This is a genomic window from Arthrobacter sp. A5 (genome assembly GCF_051131705.1).
Lineage (GTDB): Bacteria > Actinomycetota > Actinomycetes > Actinomycetales > Micrococcaceae > Arthrobacter_M.
In genome coordinates, this window is record NZ_CP180316.1 from 1,351,186 (window position 1) to 1,366,216 (window position 15,031).

Below are 15,031 nucleotides of genomic sequence, written 5' to 3' on the forward strand. Positions count from 1 at the left end.
CTAGGTGCGTGGGTCAGTAGTCCGTCCTAGTTTTAAAACGCCGGCGAATTGTTTAAAACGCCGGCGGATTAGCCGGGCTGCCGGATGTGGGGCTGGGAGAATTGGGGTATGGATGCCGGTTCCCAGGATGGTTTGTTCGCCGAGTCGCTCGTGGGGCCCCTCGTGCCTCCGGCCGTTGATGAGCCGATGGATGCCAACGGCGGGGCCAGGAAGCGGTTCCGGGGGTTTGAACCCGAGGCGGTGATGCTGGTCCCGCCGTCACTGGATGAGTGGCTGCCGCAAAACCATCTGGCCCGGTTCATTGCCGAAATGGTGGACACGGAGCTGGACCTGGCCCGCTTCTACAAGTCCTATGCGAAGGCCAAGGGCCAGCCGCCGTATGATCCGCGCCTGATGCTGCGCATCGTCCTGTACGGATATTGTGTCGGGGTCCGCTCCTCGCGGGAGTTGGAGCGGGCATGTACGGATGTGGTCGCGTTCCGGTGGCTGGCCGCGCAGCAGGCCCCTGATTTCCGCTCGATCGCCCGTTTCCGCGAACGCCACCTCGCGGCCCTGGCGAACGTGTTCCTCCAGGCCCTGGAACTGTGCCGGGCCGCGGGTATGGTCTCCCTGGGCAGGGTGGCCCTGGACGGGACGAAGGTGCGGGCCAACGCGTCCCGGCACAAGGCCATGAGCTATGCCCGGTTGAGCGCGAAGCAGAAGGTCCTGGCCGATGAGATCAGCGACCTGATGGAAGAGGCGAAGACCGTCGACGCGGCCGAGGACGCCCGCTTCGGGCCGGGCACTCGCGGGGACGAACTCCCCGCGGAGCTGGCGAACAGGCGGGCCCGGGCCGCGGCGATGGCCACGGCCCGTGCCTCACTGGAGGAAGAAGCCGCTGCCAAGGCCCGCCAGCTCGCGGAAGAGAAGGCCCGGTCCCGCGGCGATGATGACGAGGACATCACCGCTGCCGGCGACACTGCCGCTGCGAAGGCCGAGCCGAAGCCCACGGCGCAACGGAACTTCACGGACCCGGACGCGCGGATCATGAAAACCGCGGATGGTTCATACCATTACTGCTACAACGGCCAGGCCGTCGTGGATGCTGACCACCAGGTAATTGTTGCCACCAGATTGAACAACGTGGCCGTGGATGTGCAGCAGCTGGCCCCCATGATCGAACACACGGCTGTCTCTGTAGGTGCAATGCCCACGACGTGGAGTGCCGACGCCGGGTATTGCTCGGCAGCCAACCTCGAGCACGTCAAAGACGTTGAAACGGCTCATTCAACCGAGTTCTTCATCTCCACCCGACGCATGAAACACGGTACGCCGATTCCCGAGTCGCCCCGGGGCAGGATCCCGGCCAACGCGAGCCTGGCAGAACGGATGGGACGGAAACTCAAAACCAAGAAGGGCAAGAAAATTTATGCCCGGCGCAAAGCGATCGTTGAACCGGTCTTCGGCCAGATCAAGACCCGGCAGGGCAAAAACGTGCTCCTGCGCGGCATGGAGAAGGCAGCGCGTGAGTGGGAGTTGCTGGCAGGGTGCCACAACCTAATGAAGCTCTTCAGCCACCGCACCCGGGCGGCCTCCCTGGCGCGGATGTAGAACGGGGGCCGGCAACGGGGCAGCCCCGGGACGCCAACGGCGGCTCTTCACACCTCGCTGAACGATCCCTCGGGGCGGGGGCGCCTCCTTCAAAGGAAATTATTACCGGCATCAGGATTCATCGGCTGCCACGCCGCCGAACATCAAACGGCTAAAACCACTACCGACCCATGCACCTAGAAGCGCTCCCGGTGCTCCGCTACCGGTCCGAGGGGCGACCGCGGCGCCTGCATGTCGGTGCCTACACGACGGCGCCGTCGTCGTCGTCGTCCTCCCGGTGGGACGGCAGCCGGAACATCAGGTAGCCGGCGGAGACGACGAAAACCGCGATCATCGCGATGATCGCCGTGACTGGTGCGTCGCGCCAGAACAAAGCGGCCAGCAGCACGGCAAGCGGGCCGCCCAGCGCACCCGTCCAGGCAAGCATCAGTGCGGGTTCGACGCTGGAAAGCGGCGGAGGCTCTGCCGGGACAAAACCCTCATCGTCGGGCCAGGGGTCGTCTCCCGCATAGTCGCGCGGGCCTCTCGGAGCTCCTTCGTTTGGATCCTTGGAGGGACCGTCGGCAGGGGTTCGGGAACCGGCATCCGTGCCCGGGCCGGAGTCACGAACGCCGGGCCTGCGCTCCCGACGGGACACGCCCAACGGGTCAAAGTCAGAGAAGGACGGGTAATCACGTTGTTCCGGGATTCCCGTGCCACCGTCTCCTGCGGCGGGCGATCCGCCGGATGAGTCGTCGGTCAGTCCTTCCGGCGAGTATCCCTGCGCGGACGGGCTTTCCAGCCGCGCCACGAGATCGCGCCAGACCGCATCGTCGTCGTCGTTCGCGCTGGGCCCGGACGGGTTTTGCTCTGGTTTATTGACCAACGGAATGCTCCCGGAAAAAGGCTGCGGACCCTTCGAAGATCTGCGCGGCGTCGTTGTCCATGGTCGCCACGTGATAGCTGTTCTCTAGTCGAACGACTTCGTAATTGGTGCTGCCGATCCGGTCACCGAGGATATCCATGCTGCTTTCCGGGACGACCCGGTCCACGGAGGAGCGGAAAACGATCGTGGGCGCCTGGACCTGCCCCAACCCGGCCACGGTGTCCTTGAAGAGGGCGGACAGCTGGTGGACCGCCGCCACCGGGGTCCGGGCATAGGCCCCCTCGTCCACGTCGGTCATTTTGATGTCATTACCGATGGCGGGGACACTTTTGACAATGTATTTCAGCAGGCCGGAGTATCTGGCGCGTTTGTCCGAAAATGTCAGTCCCGGATTAACGACGGCGACCCCGGCAACATGGTGGTGCTCCGCCACGCGCAGCGCCAGCGCACCACCCATGGACAGCCCGGCGGTAAAGACCACGTCGCAACGGTCCGTCAGGTCCAGATATGCCCTTTCAAAATCGCTGTACCACCGGGTCCAGGGGGTCTTAGCCAAGTCCTCCCAACTGGTGCCGTGCCCGGAAAGCAACGGCAGGCTGACAGCGAATCCCTGTCCGGCAAGGTAGTCGGCCCAGCCCTGCAGGCTCACCGGGGAACCGGTGAAGCCATGACTGAGAGCTACGCCCACCCGCGCCATGGCTCCGTGTCCCGGGCTAGTGAAAACCATTGCCGCAGACGGGAACAAGGAGATCAAAATCCCCGGCACCAAGTGTGATCGTCATAGGGCCATGGTGTCACTTTTCCAGCCTTTTCTCACTAGAGTAATGTTTTAGAAAAAGTGCCGGTCAGGACAGCAGCAACGGCTGCGCCCGTGCGCGAAGGCACCAGAAGGGAACCCCGCGTGTTCTATTGGGTGATGAAGCGGATATTCATCGGTCCGGTCCTGAAACTGGTGTTCCGGCCGTGGATCAAGGGTTTGGATAATATTCCGGCGGATGGGGCAGCCGTGCTGGCCAGCAATCATTTGTCGTTTTCAGACTCCATCTTCATGCCTTTGATGGTCCCTCGGCCGGTGGTCTTCTTGGCGAAATCAGAGTATTTCACCGGGAAGGGCATCAAGGGTAAGCTGACGGCCGCGTTTTTTCGTCTGACCAACCAGCTGCCGATGGACCGCTCAGGTGGCGCCGCGTCCGCTAACTCGCTGGAATCCGGGCGGCAGATCCTGCACAACGGCGGCCTGCTTGGCATTTATCCGGAGGGTACACGCAGTCCCGACGGCAAGCTGTACCGGGGCAAGGTCGGCGTCGCGAAACTGGTGCTCAGCGCCGGTGTTCCGGTCATCCCGGTGGCCATGATCGGAACGGACAAGGTGCAGCCGATAGGACGCAAAATTCCCAACATCCGGCGCATCGGCGTCATCTTCGGTGAACCGATGGATTTCACCCGCTACCAAGGCCTCGAAAACGACAGGTTTGTCCAACGATCCGTCACGGATGAAATCATGTACGAGCTCATGCGCCTGTCCGGTCAGGAATACGTGGACGCCTATGCCAGCACGGTGAAGGAAAAGCTTGCCGCTAGGAAGGCGGGGAAAGACGCGGTGGATTCCAAAGCTGCCGCTGCCGTCCGGCTGCGGGCAGCGGGAGACAACGCGGTGAAACCCGGGGCCGTGACGGTGATCGGTGGAAGTCCTCCAACGCCGGGCCTGGGCAAGGACCCGTCTGACAGGCTCCCGTCGGCGGAGAGGCCGGAGAAATCCGTGGCGGTTCCGCCGTCCGTCGCTGAAGCAATTCTTCGAGCCGAGGATGGAGACACCGGAGCCCGAGCGACCGCCGGCCACGATGCGGCTTCGTCCGTTCCGCCGAAGGACCGTGCCACCGGCGGGGGAGGAACCCCTCCTTTAAGCGGGCCCCCGGTGGGCTAAGCGGGTGTCCGGTCCGCTAAGCGGGGGTCCGGTCCGCTAAGCGGACGCCGCCCTTCGGGCGCGGTTTCCCGCGTCGGCATTCCCGGCCTCGCGATGCACCGTCAGGGTGCTACGCCGGTTTTGTGACGGCTGATTCCCCTTTCGTGACCGCCGGCCGTCGTCGTTCGCCCACAAAAGCAACTAGGCTTAATACGTGACCGATTTATCAACGCCCGCGCCGACTGTTCCGAACCATGGGGCTGCGGCCGCCGCTGCGGTGCCCGCAGCGACGGGCGGATCCGCCGTCTATCCCGGACTTGACACCTGGCGTCAGCTGCCGATTGCGCAGCAGCCCTCATGGTCGGATGCCTCGGTATACGAAGCGTCCGTAAAGGAGCTGTCGATGCTGCCGCCGCTGGTCTTCGCCGGCGAGGTGGACGATCTGCGCGACCGCTTGGCGCAGGCGGCCCAGGGAAAGGCATTTCTGCTGCAGGGCGGCGACTGTGCCGAGACCTTCGCCGCGGCAACGGCGGACAAGATCAGCGCCCGTGTGAAAACGATCCTGCAGATGGCGGTTGTGCTCACCTACGGGGCATCGCTCCCGGTGATCAAGATGGGACGCATGGCGGGCCAGTTCGCCAAGCCGCGATCCTCCAACGACGAAACCCGTGACGGCGTCACGCTGCCGGCCTTCCGCGGAGACATTGTGAACGGCTTCGAGTTCACACCGGAATCCCGCGCCCATGATGCATCGCGGATGCTCAAGGCCTACCACACCTCTGCTTCCACTTTGAACCTCATCCGGGCTTTCACCCAGGGCGGTTTCGCGGACCTGCGTCTGGTCCACCAGTGGAACAAGGGATTCACCGAGAACCCCGCCCATGCACGTTATGAGTCGCTGGCCAAGGACATTGACCGGGCCATCAAGTTCATGGCGTCCTGCGGAGCCGACTTCGAGGCGCTCAAACGCGTGGAGTTCTTTGCCAGCCACGAGGCCCTGCTGCTGGACTATGAGCGCGCCCTGACCCGGATCGACTCACGCACAGGCCTGCCATATGACACCTCCGCGCATTTCCTCTGGATTGGTGAACGCACCCGGGGGCTCGATGCCGCCCACGTGGATTTCCTCTCCCGCGTCCGCAACCCGATCGGCGTCAAACTTGGCCCCGGCACGTCCGGCGACGATGCGTTGCGCCTGATCGACAAGCTCGACCCTAACCGAGAGCCCGGGCGGCTGACCTTCATCACCCGCATGGGTGCGCGCAACATCCGGGAAAAACTGCCCCAACTGGTCCAGAAGGTGACCGATTCCGGGGCCCAGGTCCTCTGGGTGACGGACCCCATGCACGGCAATACAGTTACCTCGCCGAACGGTTACAAGACGCGTAACTTCGATGATGTCATCGATGAGGTCCGGGGCTTCTTCGAGGTGCACAAGTCCTTGGGAACATTCCCCGGTGGCCTGCACGTTGAAATGACTGGCGACGACGTTGCCGAGTGTCTGGGCGGCGCGGACCCGATCGATCAGGAGGCTTTCCTGGAAGGTTATGAATCGGTCTGCGACCCACGGCTGAACCACAAGCAGTCGCTGGAGATGGCGTTCCTGGTGGCCGGAGCGCTGTCCCACCGCTCATAGAAATCCGCCGCACCGGTCAGACCACGGTGAGCGTGATGACGGAGCCTTCGGGAACGTCCTTGTTCACCGGGCTCTGATCGCGCACCGTGCCGAAGAACCCGCCCAGGATGTTATTGACCTTGACCTCGAAGCCCAGCTGCTGGAGCCCATGGACGGCTTTGTCGACCTGCTTGCCGATGTAACTGGGCACGCTGACCATCTTGGGACCCTTGGACACGGTCAGCGTCACCGCGCTTCCCTTGGCCGCCGTTCCGCTGGCCGGGTTCTGTGACACCACCGAGCCCGCCGGGATCTGCTTGTCGAAAACGGTGTCCGGGGCAACCTGCGTGGTCAGTCCGAGGTCCGTGAGCGCCTTCTGGGCCGCCTCCTTGGACTGGCCGACGACGTTGGGTACCGGGACCGGCGTCGGCCCCTTGGAAACCACCAGGTTCACCAATGTCGCGCCGCGCTGCTGCGTCTTTGCAGCGGGATCCTGGCTCAGGACGATGCCGGCGGCCCGTTGTTCGTCATACTGTTCCGTAACCGTTCCAACGGCCAGTTTGGCGTTACGGAGGGCCGCCGTGGCCGCCTCCAATGTGTCGCCGGCCAGTGCGGGAACCGGATACAGCACCGGCCCTTTGGACACCAACAGAGTCACCGGGAGAAATCTCCGTTGCTGCCTCGCGGGCCCCGGATCGCTCGTCACCACCAGGCCCTGTTGTACGGTCTCATCGTTGACGTCCCTGCTGACGGAGCCGAAACCTTGTTCCCGCAGCAACGCCTGGGCCTGCGCCACGGTCCTGTTCTGCACATCGGGGATGGCGGCCAGGGCACCCGGACCCATGCCGAAGAACCAGCCGGCGCCGGCCCCCAACAGGGCCAGCACCAGCACCATGATCAGCCAGATCATGCCGCGGCGGCGTGGCCGGCCTCGGCGCAGCGTCTGCAGCGGGCGCTCGGCGGCGCGGATGCGGGCCTTCTCGGCCGTCCGTGCCGCCCGCTTGACGTCACGCCGGCGCGGCCCGGGGACCGGCGCGCTTCTTTCATCCGGCGGGTAGAGCTGCCCGGCGTAGGGGTGCGCCGCGGCATGGGGTTGAGCCGCGGCCGGTCCTGCCGGGGCGAGGCCGCCGGCCGGCATCACCGTCGTGTGGTTGACCCCAGTACCAATGAATTCGGTGGGCTGGGATCCGGTTTGGGACCGGCTCCCATCACCGGCCCCGACCGGCATCAGCGTCGTGTGATCGGCATTTGAGCTGGAACCGGTGGGCCGGTCGATCGCCTCGGTCCGGCCTTGTCCCATGGCCGCCGTCGGGAGCCGCGGTGCGGTGAAGTCCAGTTCCGCATCGCTGAGCGTCGTGCGGATATGGCGCAGATCCTCTAGCAGCGCGTAGCCGTCCGCGGGCCGTGCCTCCGGATCTTTCTCGGTGCAGCAGCGCACCAGCTCATCCAGATCCGGGGAGAGGCCGGGCAGCTCGGCGGAGGGCGGTGGAACCGGCGTGGTCAGGTGCTGCATGGCCACCCGGATCGGGAGTTCGCCGGTGAAGGGCTGATGGCCGGTGAGCAGCTCGTAAAGCATGATGCCTACGGAATAGATGTCGCTGCGGGCGTCGGCAGGTGCCCCGTCGACGAGCTCGGGGGAGAGGTATCCGACGGTGCCGATCAGCGTTCCGGTGTTTGTCGTCGTCGTCACCGCGCGGGCCAGCCCGAAATCTCCGACCTTGATCCGTCCGTCGTCGGCAATCAGGACGTTCTCGGGCTTGACATCGCGATGCACCAGCCCGGCCGCGTGTGCGGCCCCCAGTCCCTCGACGACGGTGTCCACGTATGCCAGTGCCAGCCGAGGCGGCAGAGCTCCGTGTTCGTGCAGCACATCGCGCAACGTATGGCCGGGGATGTATTCCATCACCAGATATGCCAGCGGACCGTCGTTGCCCTGGTCAAACATGCCGACGACGTGCGGGTGCGACAAGCGCGCCGCCGCCTTGGCTTCCCTTCCGAGCCGGTCGAGGAAGTTGCTGTCCGTGGCCAGATGCGGATGCAGCACCTTCAGGGCGACGTTGCGGTCCAACCGGAGATCCGTGGCCAGATAGACGGTGGACATGCCGCCGCGCGCAACCTTCGACAGGACGAGGTAGCGGCGATCGACGGTGCTGCCCACCAAGGGGTCAGCCGGAAGTTCTTGCACCCTTTGATCTTAGGCGGTCAAACGAAGAGGACCGGAAACAACACCCGTTCCGGCCCTCATCGTTATCCCCGCGCGGCGCGGGGGAATTCGCTTTAGCCGAACGTGGCCTGGTTTGCCTTCACCGACTCAACGTAGTTCCGGGTGTCCGGGTACATCCCGTACAGGGTGACCGAGTACTGACCCTGGTAGTACCCGGCGATGGCATTGTCCAGGGAGTCACTGGTGGAGACCAGCGCCCGAATGATCGCCACACCGGCAGTGACATTGTCCTGCGGATCCAGCAGGTTCAGGTGGCGTCCAACGAGCTCGGAGGCCCATTCCCCGGCCTGCGGAATGACCTGCATGGCGCCAATGGCATTGGCGGGGGAGACCGACTGATGGTTGAAGCCGGATTCCTGCAGGGCAAAGGCCAGCGCGAGTGAGGGATCTACGCCCATCTGGCTGGCGGTGTCGGCAACGATTTCCTGCATCTGGGCCCGGGACGGGACCGGAGCCGCCATCAGTGCGGCCTTATTGACGTTGGCCTGGGCCACCACGGCCTCGGGGTAGGTGTAGTGCAGGAAAGTGCTCGGCACGAGTTCCGTGGGCGCAGCACTGGAGGCCGCGGCGACCGTGCCGGGCAGTGCGATGCTCTGACCGGGGTGGATGATGCTGTTCACCGTGAGGTTGTTGGCGGAGGCCAGCGCCTGGACCGTGACACCGTTACCTGCCGCGATGGCGGTCAGCGTGTCTCCCACCTTGATCAGGTACTTCCCCGAACTGGACGGGGAAGCGGCCGCGGCGGGGGCGCCAAGCTTAATGCTCTGGCCGGGGCGGATGATCGAAGCGGCGTTGAGGCCGTTGAGGGACAGTACGTCGCTGACCCAGAGCGAGTGGGCAGCTGCGATGGCGCTGATGGTATCGCCGGCCTGAACGGTGTAGCTGTCGACGGCGGCGGTCGGCGTGGCTGCATGAGTCACGGTAGCCGGTGCGGCGGGGGCCGTGCCGGTCAGCGTGAGCTTTTGGCCGGGATGGATCAGCGAGGCCGCTCCCAATTGGTTCAAATCAAGCACTTGGCTGACGTCCAAGTCGAACCGGCCCGCGATGGCACTGACGGTATCACCGGGTAGCACCATGTAATCGGCCGGGGCGGCGGCCTTGGCCGGCGCGAAGCTGGCGGGGATGGCCGTAGCGACATTTCCCGCTGGCAAGTGGGCGTACCGCGCGGCTGTGATCGCCGACACGGAGGCCACGGAGCCCGTGCTCATGGCCGGAGCCGTACCCGGCGCAGCGGCTGCCGGCATTGCCAGAGCGAGGGATGAAAGCATGACCACAGGAAGGGCTGCAGTGGTAACCACGGCCAGCTTCCTTACTGATTTCTGGCCCGGTCGTGGCGCATGTGCGGGAGTCATGAAATTGTTCCTCAACGTTGATGGGGGAGGTGCCAGTGTTAATGAGGTGGCCTCCTGTTAACTTAGTTACAAAAGTGACTAATGTGAATTTACACGAGAATTCTTATAGCACAATCATTTCCAAAACCGGGGAGCGGGCTTGCAGGGAGTGTTGCGGCAGTGATATATGCCCGCCGGACCGGTGACCGGCAGGAATAGGATGGCGGTCCAGGGATGTGGCACGCTTATGGGGTGAACAATGTGGAGAAACTAGTCAGCGAATGGTTGCCCCTGCCCGATGTCAGTGAGCTGCTGGGCGTTTCGATCACCAAGGTCCACAGCCTGCTGGAGAGCCGGGCGCTGTTGGCAGTCCGGATCGGCGAACGCAAAATCCGATCCGTCCCCGCTGCATTCTTCGTGGACGGGAAGATTCTTGACAGTCTGAGGGGCACCTTGGTGGTACTCAGCGATGCAGCGTTCAGCGACGAAGAGGCCATTGCCTGGTTGTTCACCGAAGATGATTCCCTTCCGGGCCGCCCGGTCGATGCGCTGCGCGAGGGACGCAAGACGGAGATCCGCCGCCGCGCCCAGGCCCTCGGCTGGTAAACGCGGTCTCCGGCGGTTGCGCTCCGTGCGCACGGCGCCCTGGCGCCTTTGGCTCGCGGCAGCGCCGGCTTAGGACTTGCGCCGGACCGCTGCCGTAGCCAAGGCCCGCAGTGACACGACCGGTCCCGCGGGAATATCCAGGGCAGCCAGGGCCGTGTAGGCGATGTCGCTGTAGTTCTCGATCAGCGACTCGGCCGCGGCCAGCGCGCCGGAATCAATCATCACCGCCCGGATCTGTTCTATCTCGTCGTCGCTGAGTTCCTGCCTGCCCAACCGCTCGTCCACGAACTGCGCTTCTTCCTCCCCGGCAGCTGCCAGCGTGAGACCGACCAGGACCGTCCGTTTGCCTTCGCGTAGATCGTCCCCGGCCGGCTTGCCCGTTGTTCCGGGGTCGCCGAAGACGCCCAGCACATCATCACGGAGCTGGAATGCCTCGCCCAGCGGTAACGCGAAGGCTGAATAACCGGACAGCAGTTGCGAAGGCGCGCCCGCCAAGGCTCCGCCCAGCACCAGCGGATGCTCGGTGGAATACTTGGCACTTTTGTACCGGATGATGGACTGCGCGCGCTGCACGGCGGTTCCCGCCGGTTTATGCGGGCCGGAAACCTCCTCCAGAATATCCAGATACTGTCCGGCCATCACCTCGGCCCGCATCAGATTGAACACCTCGCGCGCCCGGGTGCCGGCCGCCGTCGGCGCTCCTATCGACGCGAAGACTTCCTCGCTGAAGGACAGGCACAGGTCCCCGGTCAGGATTGCCGCCGCGTGACCGAACCGTTCCCCGTCCAAGGACCAGCCGTGGCGCTGATGCAGTTGGCTGAACTGCCGATGTACGCTCGGCCCGCCGCGCCGCATGTCGGAACGGTCGATGATGTCGTCGTGGATCAGCGCGGCGGCCTGAAACAGCTCAAGGGCAGCTCCCGCCGTGACAATTTCGGCGCTAGCCTCACCGCCGCCGGCACCCCGCCAGCCCCAATAGCACATCAGGGCACGGAGGCGTTTTCCGCCGGTGACCAGATCACGGATGGAATCCAGCAAAATTACTGTGTCGGGGGAGATGGCGGTGAGCAACCCGCGTTTGGAATCCAGGAAACCGGCCAGTTCCCGGGCAACGCCGCTGATGAAGAGTTCCTGCTCGGCCGCCTGGCTCTCCAACTGCACGCTGTCCCGGCGCGCTTCGGTGCGGCTGCTGGCGTCGGCACTCACTTCAGCGACGCGGGGAGAACGTTGGCGCTCACGGTGAAGGTGAACCCGGAGCCGGATGGGACCACGGAGACCTGCACGGTTTCCGTCCCGTTGGCTCGGGTAAAGTCCTTGGCAGCCACCGAGCCGACGGCGTCACCGGCCAGCGCGGTAAAACCCTGATCCTGGAACGCTTTCGTGTAGAAGGCGATGACATCTGCGCTGGACGCGGTCGTGGACGCGGTCAGCGACGCCGTAGCGGCGGTATTGGTCTTAGTGAAGCTCGACGCCGTGGCCTTGGCCCCGGGCATAACCGGAAGCAAGCCGGCGGGAAACCCCTGGACGAGGGCACCGACCGTGGCCGTCGTGGTGGCGGTGGGTGAGGTGGAGCCGGATGCCGAGGAGGACGGCGTGGGGCTGGCTGACCCGCTCGGGCCGGCCGGCGTCGTGCTCCCGGCGCTGGCGGGCGAAGCGGGGCTGCTGCCCGATGCGGGCTGACTTGTGGCGCCGGATCCGGTGCCCGGGCTGGTGCAGCCGCTCAGGAGCAGCCCCGCGGCCAAGGCGGCGGCGGCCAGAGCAGGGGCCCGGTTCCCCCGGACGGCCGGCCGGTCCTTGGAGGCCGTATCTGCCCGTTTGTCGGCCTGACTCGGAAATGCGGGTCCGTTCAACATCACTGGTTTCCTTAAATGCGGAGGTGTCTGCAGCAGGTCATTCCAGTTTAGCCATGGCGCAGCAAACCGCGGCACGGGCTCCGGGAAGGACGTCCACACCGCCTGAGGGGCAGGCAGGGACAAAATGTCAGTTCCTGAACCTAAGATGGCAGGTGTGGAGGCAGATCAGGGCGGTGGCGGGAACCAGGACCACAGCAGTCACATTATGCATGTGGACATGGACGCGTTTTTCGTCTCGGTCGAGCTGCGGGATGCTCCCCGGCTGAGAGGGAAGCCCGTCATCGTGGGGCACCCGGAGGGGCGCTCGGTGGTGCTGTCCGCCTCCTATGAGGCGCGTGCCGTCGGGGTGCGCTCGGCCATGCCGATGTCCGCGGCCATCCGGATGTGTCCGGCGGCGGCCATTATCGAGCCGCGGCAGGCACTGTATCGGGAGGTCTCCGTCCGGATCATGGAAATCTTCGACTCGATTACGGATCTGGTGGAACCGCTCAGCGTCGACGAGGCCTTTCTCGACATCGCCGGTGCCATACGACGGCTCGGGCCACCGCTGGAGATCGGGGCGCTGATTCGACGGCGAGTCAGCGCGGAGCTCGGGATCACGGCCTCGGTAGGCATTGCGTCGACAAAGTTCGTCGCAAAGATCGCCTCCACACGTTGCAAACCGGACGGGATGCTGCTGATCCCCGCCGCGGACACCGTGCGGTATCTGCATACGCTGCCGGTACAGGCCTTGTGGGGAGTTGGGGCCAAGACCGTGCAGGTCCTCGCCAGGCTGGGGGTGCACACCGTCGCAGACGTGGCGGCAACTCCGCTTTCGGTGCTGCGCCGCGTGCTCGGCGTCGGAGGGGAACAGGTTCACCGGCTCTCGCTGGGCATTGACCCGCGGCCGGTGACCCCCGTGCGGACGGAAAAGAGCATCGGAGCCGAAGAGACCTTCGCAGTCGATACGCCCGATGATGCCGTGCTCAAGCGCGGACTGCTGGCGTTGGCACACCGGACCGGGGCGCGGCTGCGGCAGTCCGGGCTGCTGGCGCGGACCGTGTCCTTGAAGATCAGATATGCGGATTTCTCCACGGTGACCCGGGCGCGCACGGTTCAGACGCCCGTCGACAGCGCGCAAATGCTCTATGCAACCGCCGTCCAGCTGCTTGAGTCGTTGGGACCGCGGCCCATGAGCGTGCGGTTGATCGGCCTCCGGGCCGAGCAGCTGGAAGTGGCCGGCCAAACCTTTCTGCAGCTGAGCCTGGACCGCCGCGATGACAACTGGCGCACGGCAGAGGCAGCGTTGGACGCCGTCACGGCCAAATTCGGGTCGCAGAAGATTGTGCCCGCCCGGCTGCTCGAACCGGGGCCGGACAGACCGTCGTCGAACCGCCTACCTCCACGCAACGGTCCCGGCTAGACTCGGGCCCCGCGCCTGTTCCCGCGCCTGTTCCCGCGCCGCAGGCAAGGGTTTCAGTTCTGTGAAATCAAGCCTATTCTTAAGGCACGGAGTTATCTAAGGACGGCTTCGCCGGAAGGTGTCCCGCGGCCGCGGGAACTAACCACCCGGCGCCGCTCGTTTGAAGAGTAGACGCCAACGGCAAGGACCTGAAGGAGGTCGAGATGCCCCTTTCGGAGCACGAGCAAAGGTTACTGGATCAGCTTGAGCAGCAGCTGCATGCGGAGGACCCTAAGTTTGCCCACACATTAGGGTCGGATCCCGCCAACTCATTTTCAACCAGACACGTGGTGATCGGCGTGCTGATAGCAATTGCCGGCATCCTGGTGCTGCTGGCGGGAGTGGCTTGGCAAATAATTCCCTTGGGCGTGGCTGGGTTTGTGGTCATGGGTGCCGGAGTCTACGTCGCCACGCTGCGGCGCGGGTCTCCCCGGACCGCCGATACGGGCTCTGCTGCCGGACAGACCAGGAAGCCCAGGAGTTCCTTCATGAGCAGCCTGGAAGAACGCTGGGATGAGCGCCGTCGCGGCCAATAGGCCGGAGGCTGCTCATAGGACGGGCAGCTGGTGTCGCGGCCGGAAGCTATGACTGCAGCCGGCCGCGTTGACCAGAGCTCCGGGGAAGAATACAGCTGAATACTGACTCACCCAATGAAAGACCCGCAGCCGCAGGTCTTTTTTTTTGTTTAACCTGACTGAGAGTAACCTGCCTTGTTCAGTCTTCGGTCAAGGCAAGGATGGGCTCAGGTCCATCCGCCAAACACCTTGCTGCGGGCCGCCGCCAGGCCTGCTGTCTCGACCGTAGACGTCGCCGGTTCGCTGCCAGGCCCTCCGATGCTCGAAGCCGTCGTTTCCCTCCACCTCCCACCACGTGGCGACATCGAGGGATGGTGCGGATTCCGGCCGTGAAACACCTCGACTACGGACGTGTTGGCGTTGACCGTGGGGGATTGTGGAGTAAAGTGGAGCTTGTAAGAGGGTAGTGGCAACGGGGGACTGCAGATCCCCGCTTCAACAAGGCGGTAGAGATGTTTCTCGGAACACACTCGCCGCGTCTTGATGAGAAAGGCAGGATATTTCTGCCGGCCAAATTCCGCGAGGAACTGGCCGACGGGCTTGTCCTGACGAGGGGCCAGGAGCGTTGTATTTACGTTTTCAGCCACAGTGAATTTGAAAGAGTCCACGAAAGAATGCGCCAGGCTCCACTTTCCTCCCGTCAGGCGCGCGATTACAGCAGGGTCTTCCTGTCGGGGGCCTCGGATGAAGTTCCGGACAAGCAGGGCCGGGTCACCATCCCGCCGGCATTGCGGACGTATGCCGGACTGGGCCGGGAACTGGCCGTTATCGGGGCTGGCGACCGGGCAGAAATCTGGGATGCCACGGCATGGGAAGAGTACCTGGGGGAGAAGGAGAACGCGTATTCCGAAACGGACGAAGAGATCATTCCCGGCGTCTTCTGAGCGGCGCTACCATCGGTCGATCACCGGCACGAAACACAGACACGGATTCTTGAACAAGACCTCCAGCCGCCCGGCACCAACTACCTGGCTCACCTTCCCCGGTGCCAGGCAGGGACAGCCCGGCGCGGATGGGGATCTGGCTTA

12 protein-coding genes and 1 pseudogene are annotated in these 15,031 nt (G+C 64.6%); 7 read left to right on the forward strand and 6 right to left on the reverse strand.

The features are described from left to right. Nucleotides 1-186 precede the first annotated feature (186 nt). Nucleotides 187-1,590: an IS1182 family transposase gene (locus tag ACLLJI_RS06150; protein WP_434621093.1), complete on the forward strand. Its 1,404-nt coding sequence runs from the start codon at nt 187-189 to the stop codon at nt 1,588-1,590. 241 nt (nt 1,591-1,831) lie between these two features. On the opposite strand, the gene ACLLJI_RS06155 is transcribed toward ACLLJI_RS06150, so the two are convergent. Both ACLLJI_RS06155 and ACLLJI_RS06160 read right to left on the reverse strand, forming a co-directional pair. Then, the gene (locus ACLLJI_RS06155; protein WP_434619164.1) at nt 1,832-2,455 is read right to left on the reverse strand and encodes a hypothetical protein; all 624 of its coding nucleotides are present in this window, start codon (nt 2,453-2,455) and stop codon (nt 1,832-1,834) included. Beyond that, nucleotides 2,445-3,182, reverse strand: coding sequence for an alpha/beta hydrolase (locus ACLLJI_RS06160; protein WP_434619167.1), 738 nt, complete (start codon nt 3,180-3,182; stop codon nt 2,445-2,447). Before ACLLJI_RS06160 ends, ACLLJI_RS06155 begins: the two co-directional genes overlap by 11 nt. Nucleotides 3,183-3,356: 174 nt before the next feature. Between ACLLJI_RS06160 and ACLLJI_RS06165 the strand changes: the two are divergent. Then, nucleotides 3,357-4,037: pseudogene (locus tag ACLLJI_RS06165) on the forward strand (lysophospholipid acyltransferase family protein); the annotation flags it as partial. A gap of 535 nt (nt 4,038-4,572) precedes the next feature. Continuing rightward, nucleotides 4,573-5,994 carry a class II 3-deoxy-7-phosphoheptulonate synthase gene (locus ACLLJI_RS06170; RefSeq protein WP_434619170.1) on the forward strand — a complete coding sequence of 474 codons (1,422 nt, stop codon included), beginning with the start codon at nt 4,573-4,575 and terminating at the stop codon, nt 5,992-5,994. 16 nt (nt 5,995-6,010) lie between these two features. Here the strand turns inward: ACLLJI_RS06170 and ACLLJI_RS06175 are convergent, their stop codons facing one another. Together ACLLJI_RS06175 and ACLLJI_RS06180 are read right to left on the reverse strand one after the other, a co-directional pair. Further along, on the reverse strand, nt 6,011-8,158 hold the full coding sequence (locus ACLLJI_RS06175; protein ID WP_434619173.1) for a protein kinase domain-containing protein: 2,148 nt from the start codon (nt 8,156-8,158) through the stop codon (nt 6,011-6,013). Between the two features lie 92 nt (nt 8,159-8,250). Next, nucleotides 8,251-9,495, reverse strand: a complete 1,245-nt coding sequence (locus ACLLJI_RS06180) for a LysM peptidoglycan-binding domain-containing protein (RefSeq protein WP_434619176.1) — start codon at nt 9,493-9,495, stop codon at nt 8,251-8,253. A 267-nt stretch (nt 9,496-9,762) separates the two neighbouring features. Here ACLLJI_RS06180 and ACLLJI_RS06185 point away from each other — a divergent pair, with 267 nt between their 5' ends. Then, nucleotides 9,763-10,134, forward strand: coding sequence for an Rv2175c family DNA-binding protein (locus tag ACLLJI_RS06185; RefSeq protein ID WP_434619179.1), 372 nt, complete (start codon nt 9,763-9,765; stop codon nt 10,132-10,134). A 69-nt stretch (nt 10,135-10,203) separates the two neighbouring features. Here the strand turns inward: ACLLJI_RS06185 and ACLLJI_RS06190 are convergent, their stop codons facing one another. Both ACLLJI_RS06190 and ACLLJI_RS06195 read right to left on the reverse strand, forming a co-directional pair. Beyond that, complete coding sequence (locus ACLLJI_RS06190) at nt 10,204-11,295, reverse strand: polyprenyl synthetase family protein (RefSeq protein WP_434621283.1); 1,092 nt, start codon at nt 11,293-11,295, stop codon at nt 10,204-10,206. Nucleotides 11,296-11,336: 41 nt separating this feature from the next. Continuing rightward, the gene (locus ACLLJI_RS06195; protein ID WP_434619182.1) at nt 11,337-11,987 is read right to left on the reverse strand and encodes a hypothetical protein; all 651 of its coding nucleotides are present in this window, start codon (nt 11,985-11,987) and stop codon (nt 11,337-11,339) included. Between the two features lie 145 nt (nt 11,988-12,132). Here ACLLJI_RS06195 and dinB point away from each other — a divergent pair, with 145 nt between their 5' ends. The 3 genes from dinB (at nt 12,133) to mraZ (ending at nt 14,887) form a co-directional block, all read left to right on the forward strand. Beyond that, a complete protein-coding gene (gene dinB, locus ACLLJI_RS06200) occupies nt 12,133-13,389 on the forward strand; it encodes a DNA polymerase IV (RefSeq protein WP_434621286.1) in 1,257 nt (418 codons plus the stop codon). Nucleotides 13,390-13,592: 203 nt separating this feature from the next. Beyond that, nucleotides 13,593-13,964, forward strand: a complete 372-nt coding sequence (locus ACLLJI_RS06205; RefSeq protein ID WP_434619185.1) for a DUF3040 domain-containing protein — start codon at nt 13,593-13,595, stop codon at nt 13,962-13,964. Between the two features lie 491 nt (nt 13,965-14,455). After that, entirely contained in the window at nt 14,456-14,887 is a 432-nt protein-coding gene (mraZ, locus tag ACLLJI_RS06210) for a division/cell wall cluster transcriptional repressor MraZ (protein ID WP_434619188.1), read from the forward strand. Nucleotides 14,888-15,031 lie beyond the last annotated feature (144 nt).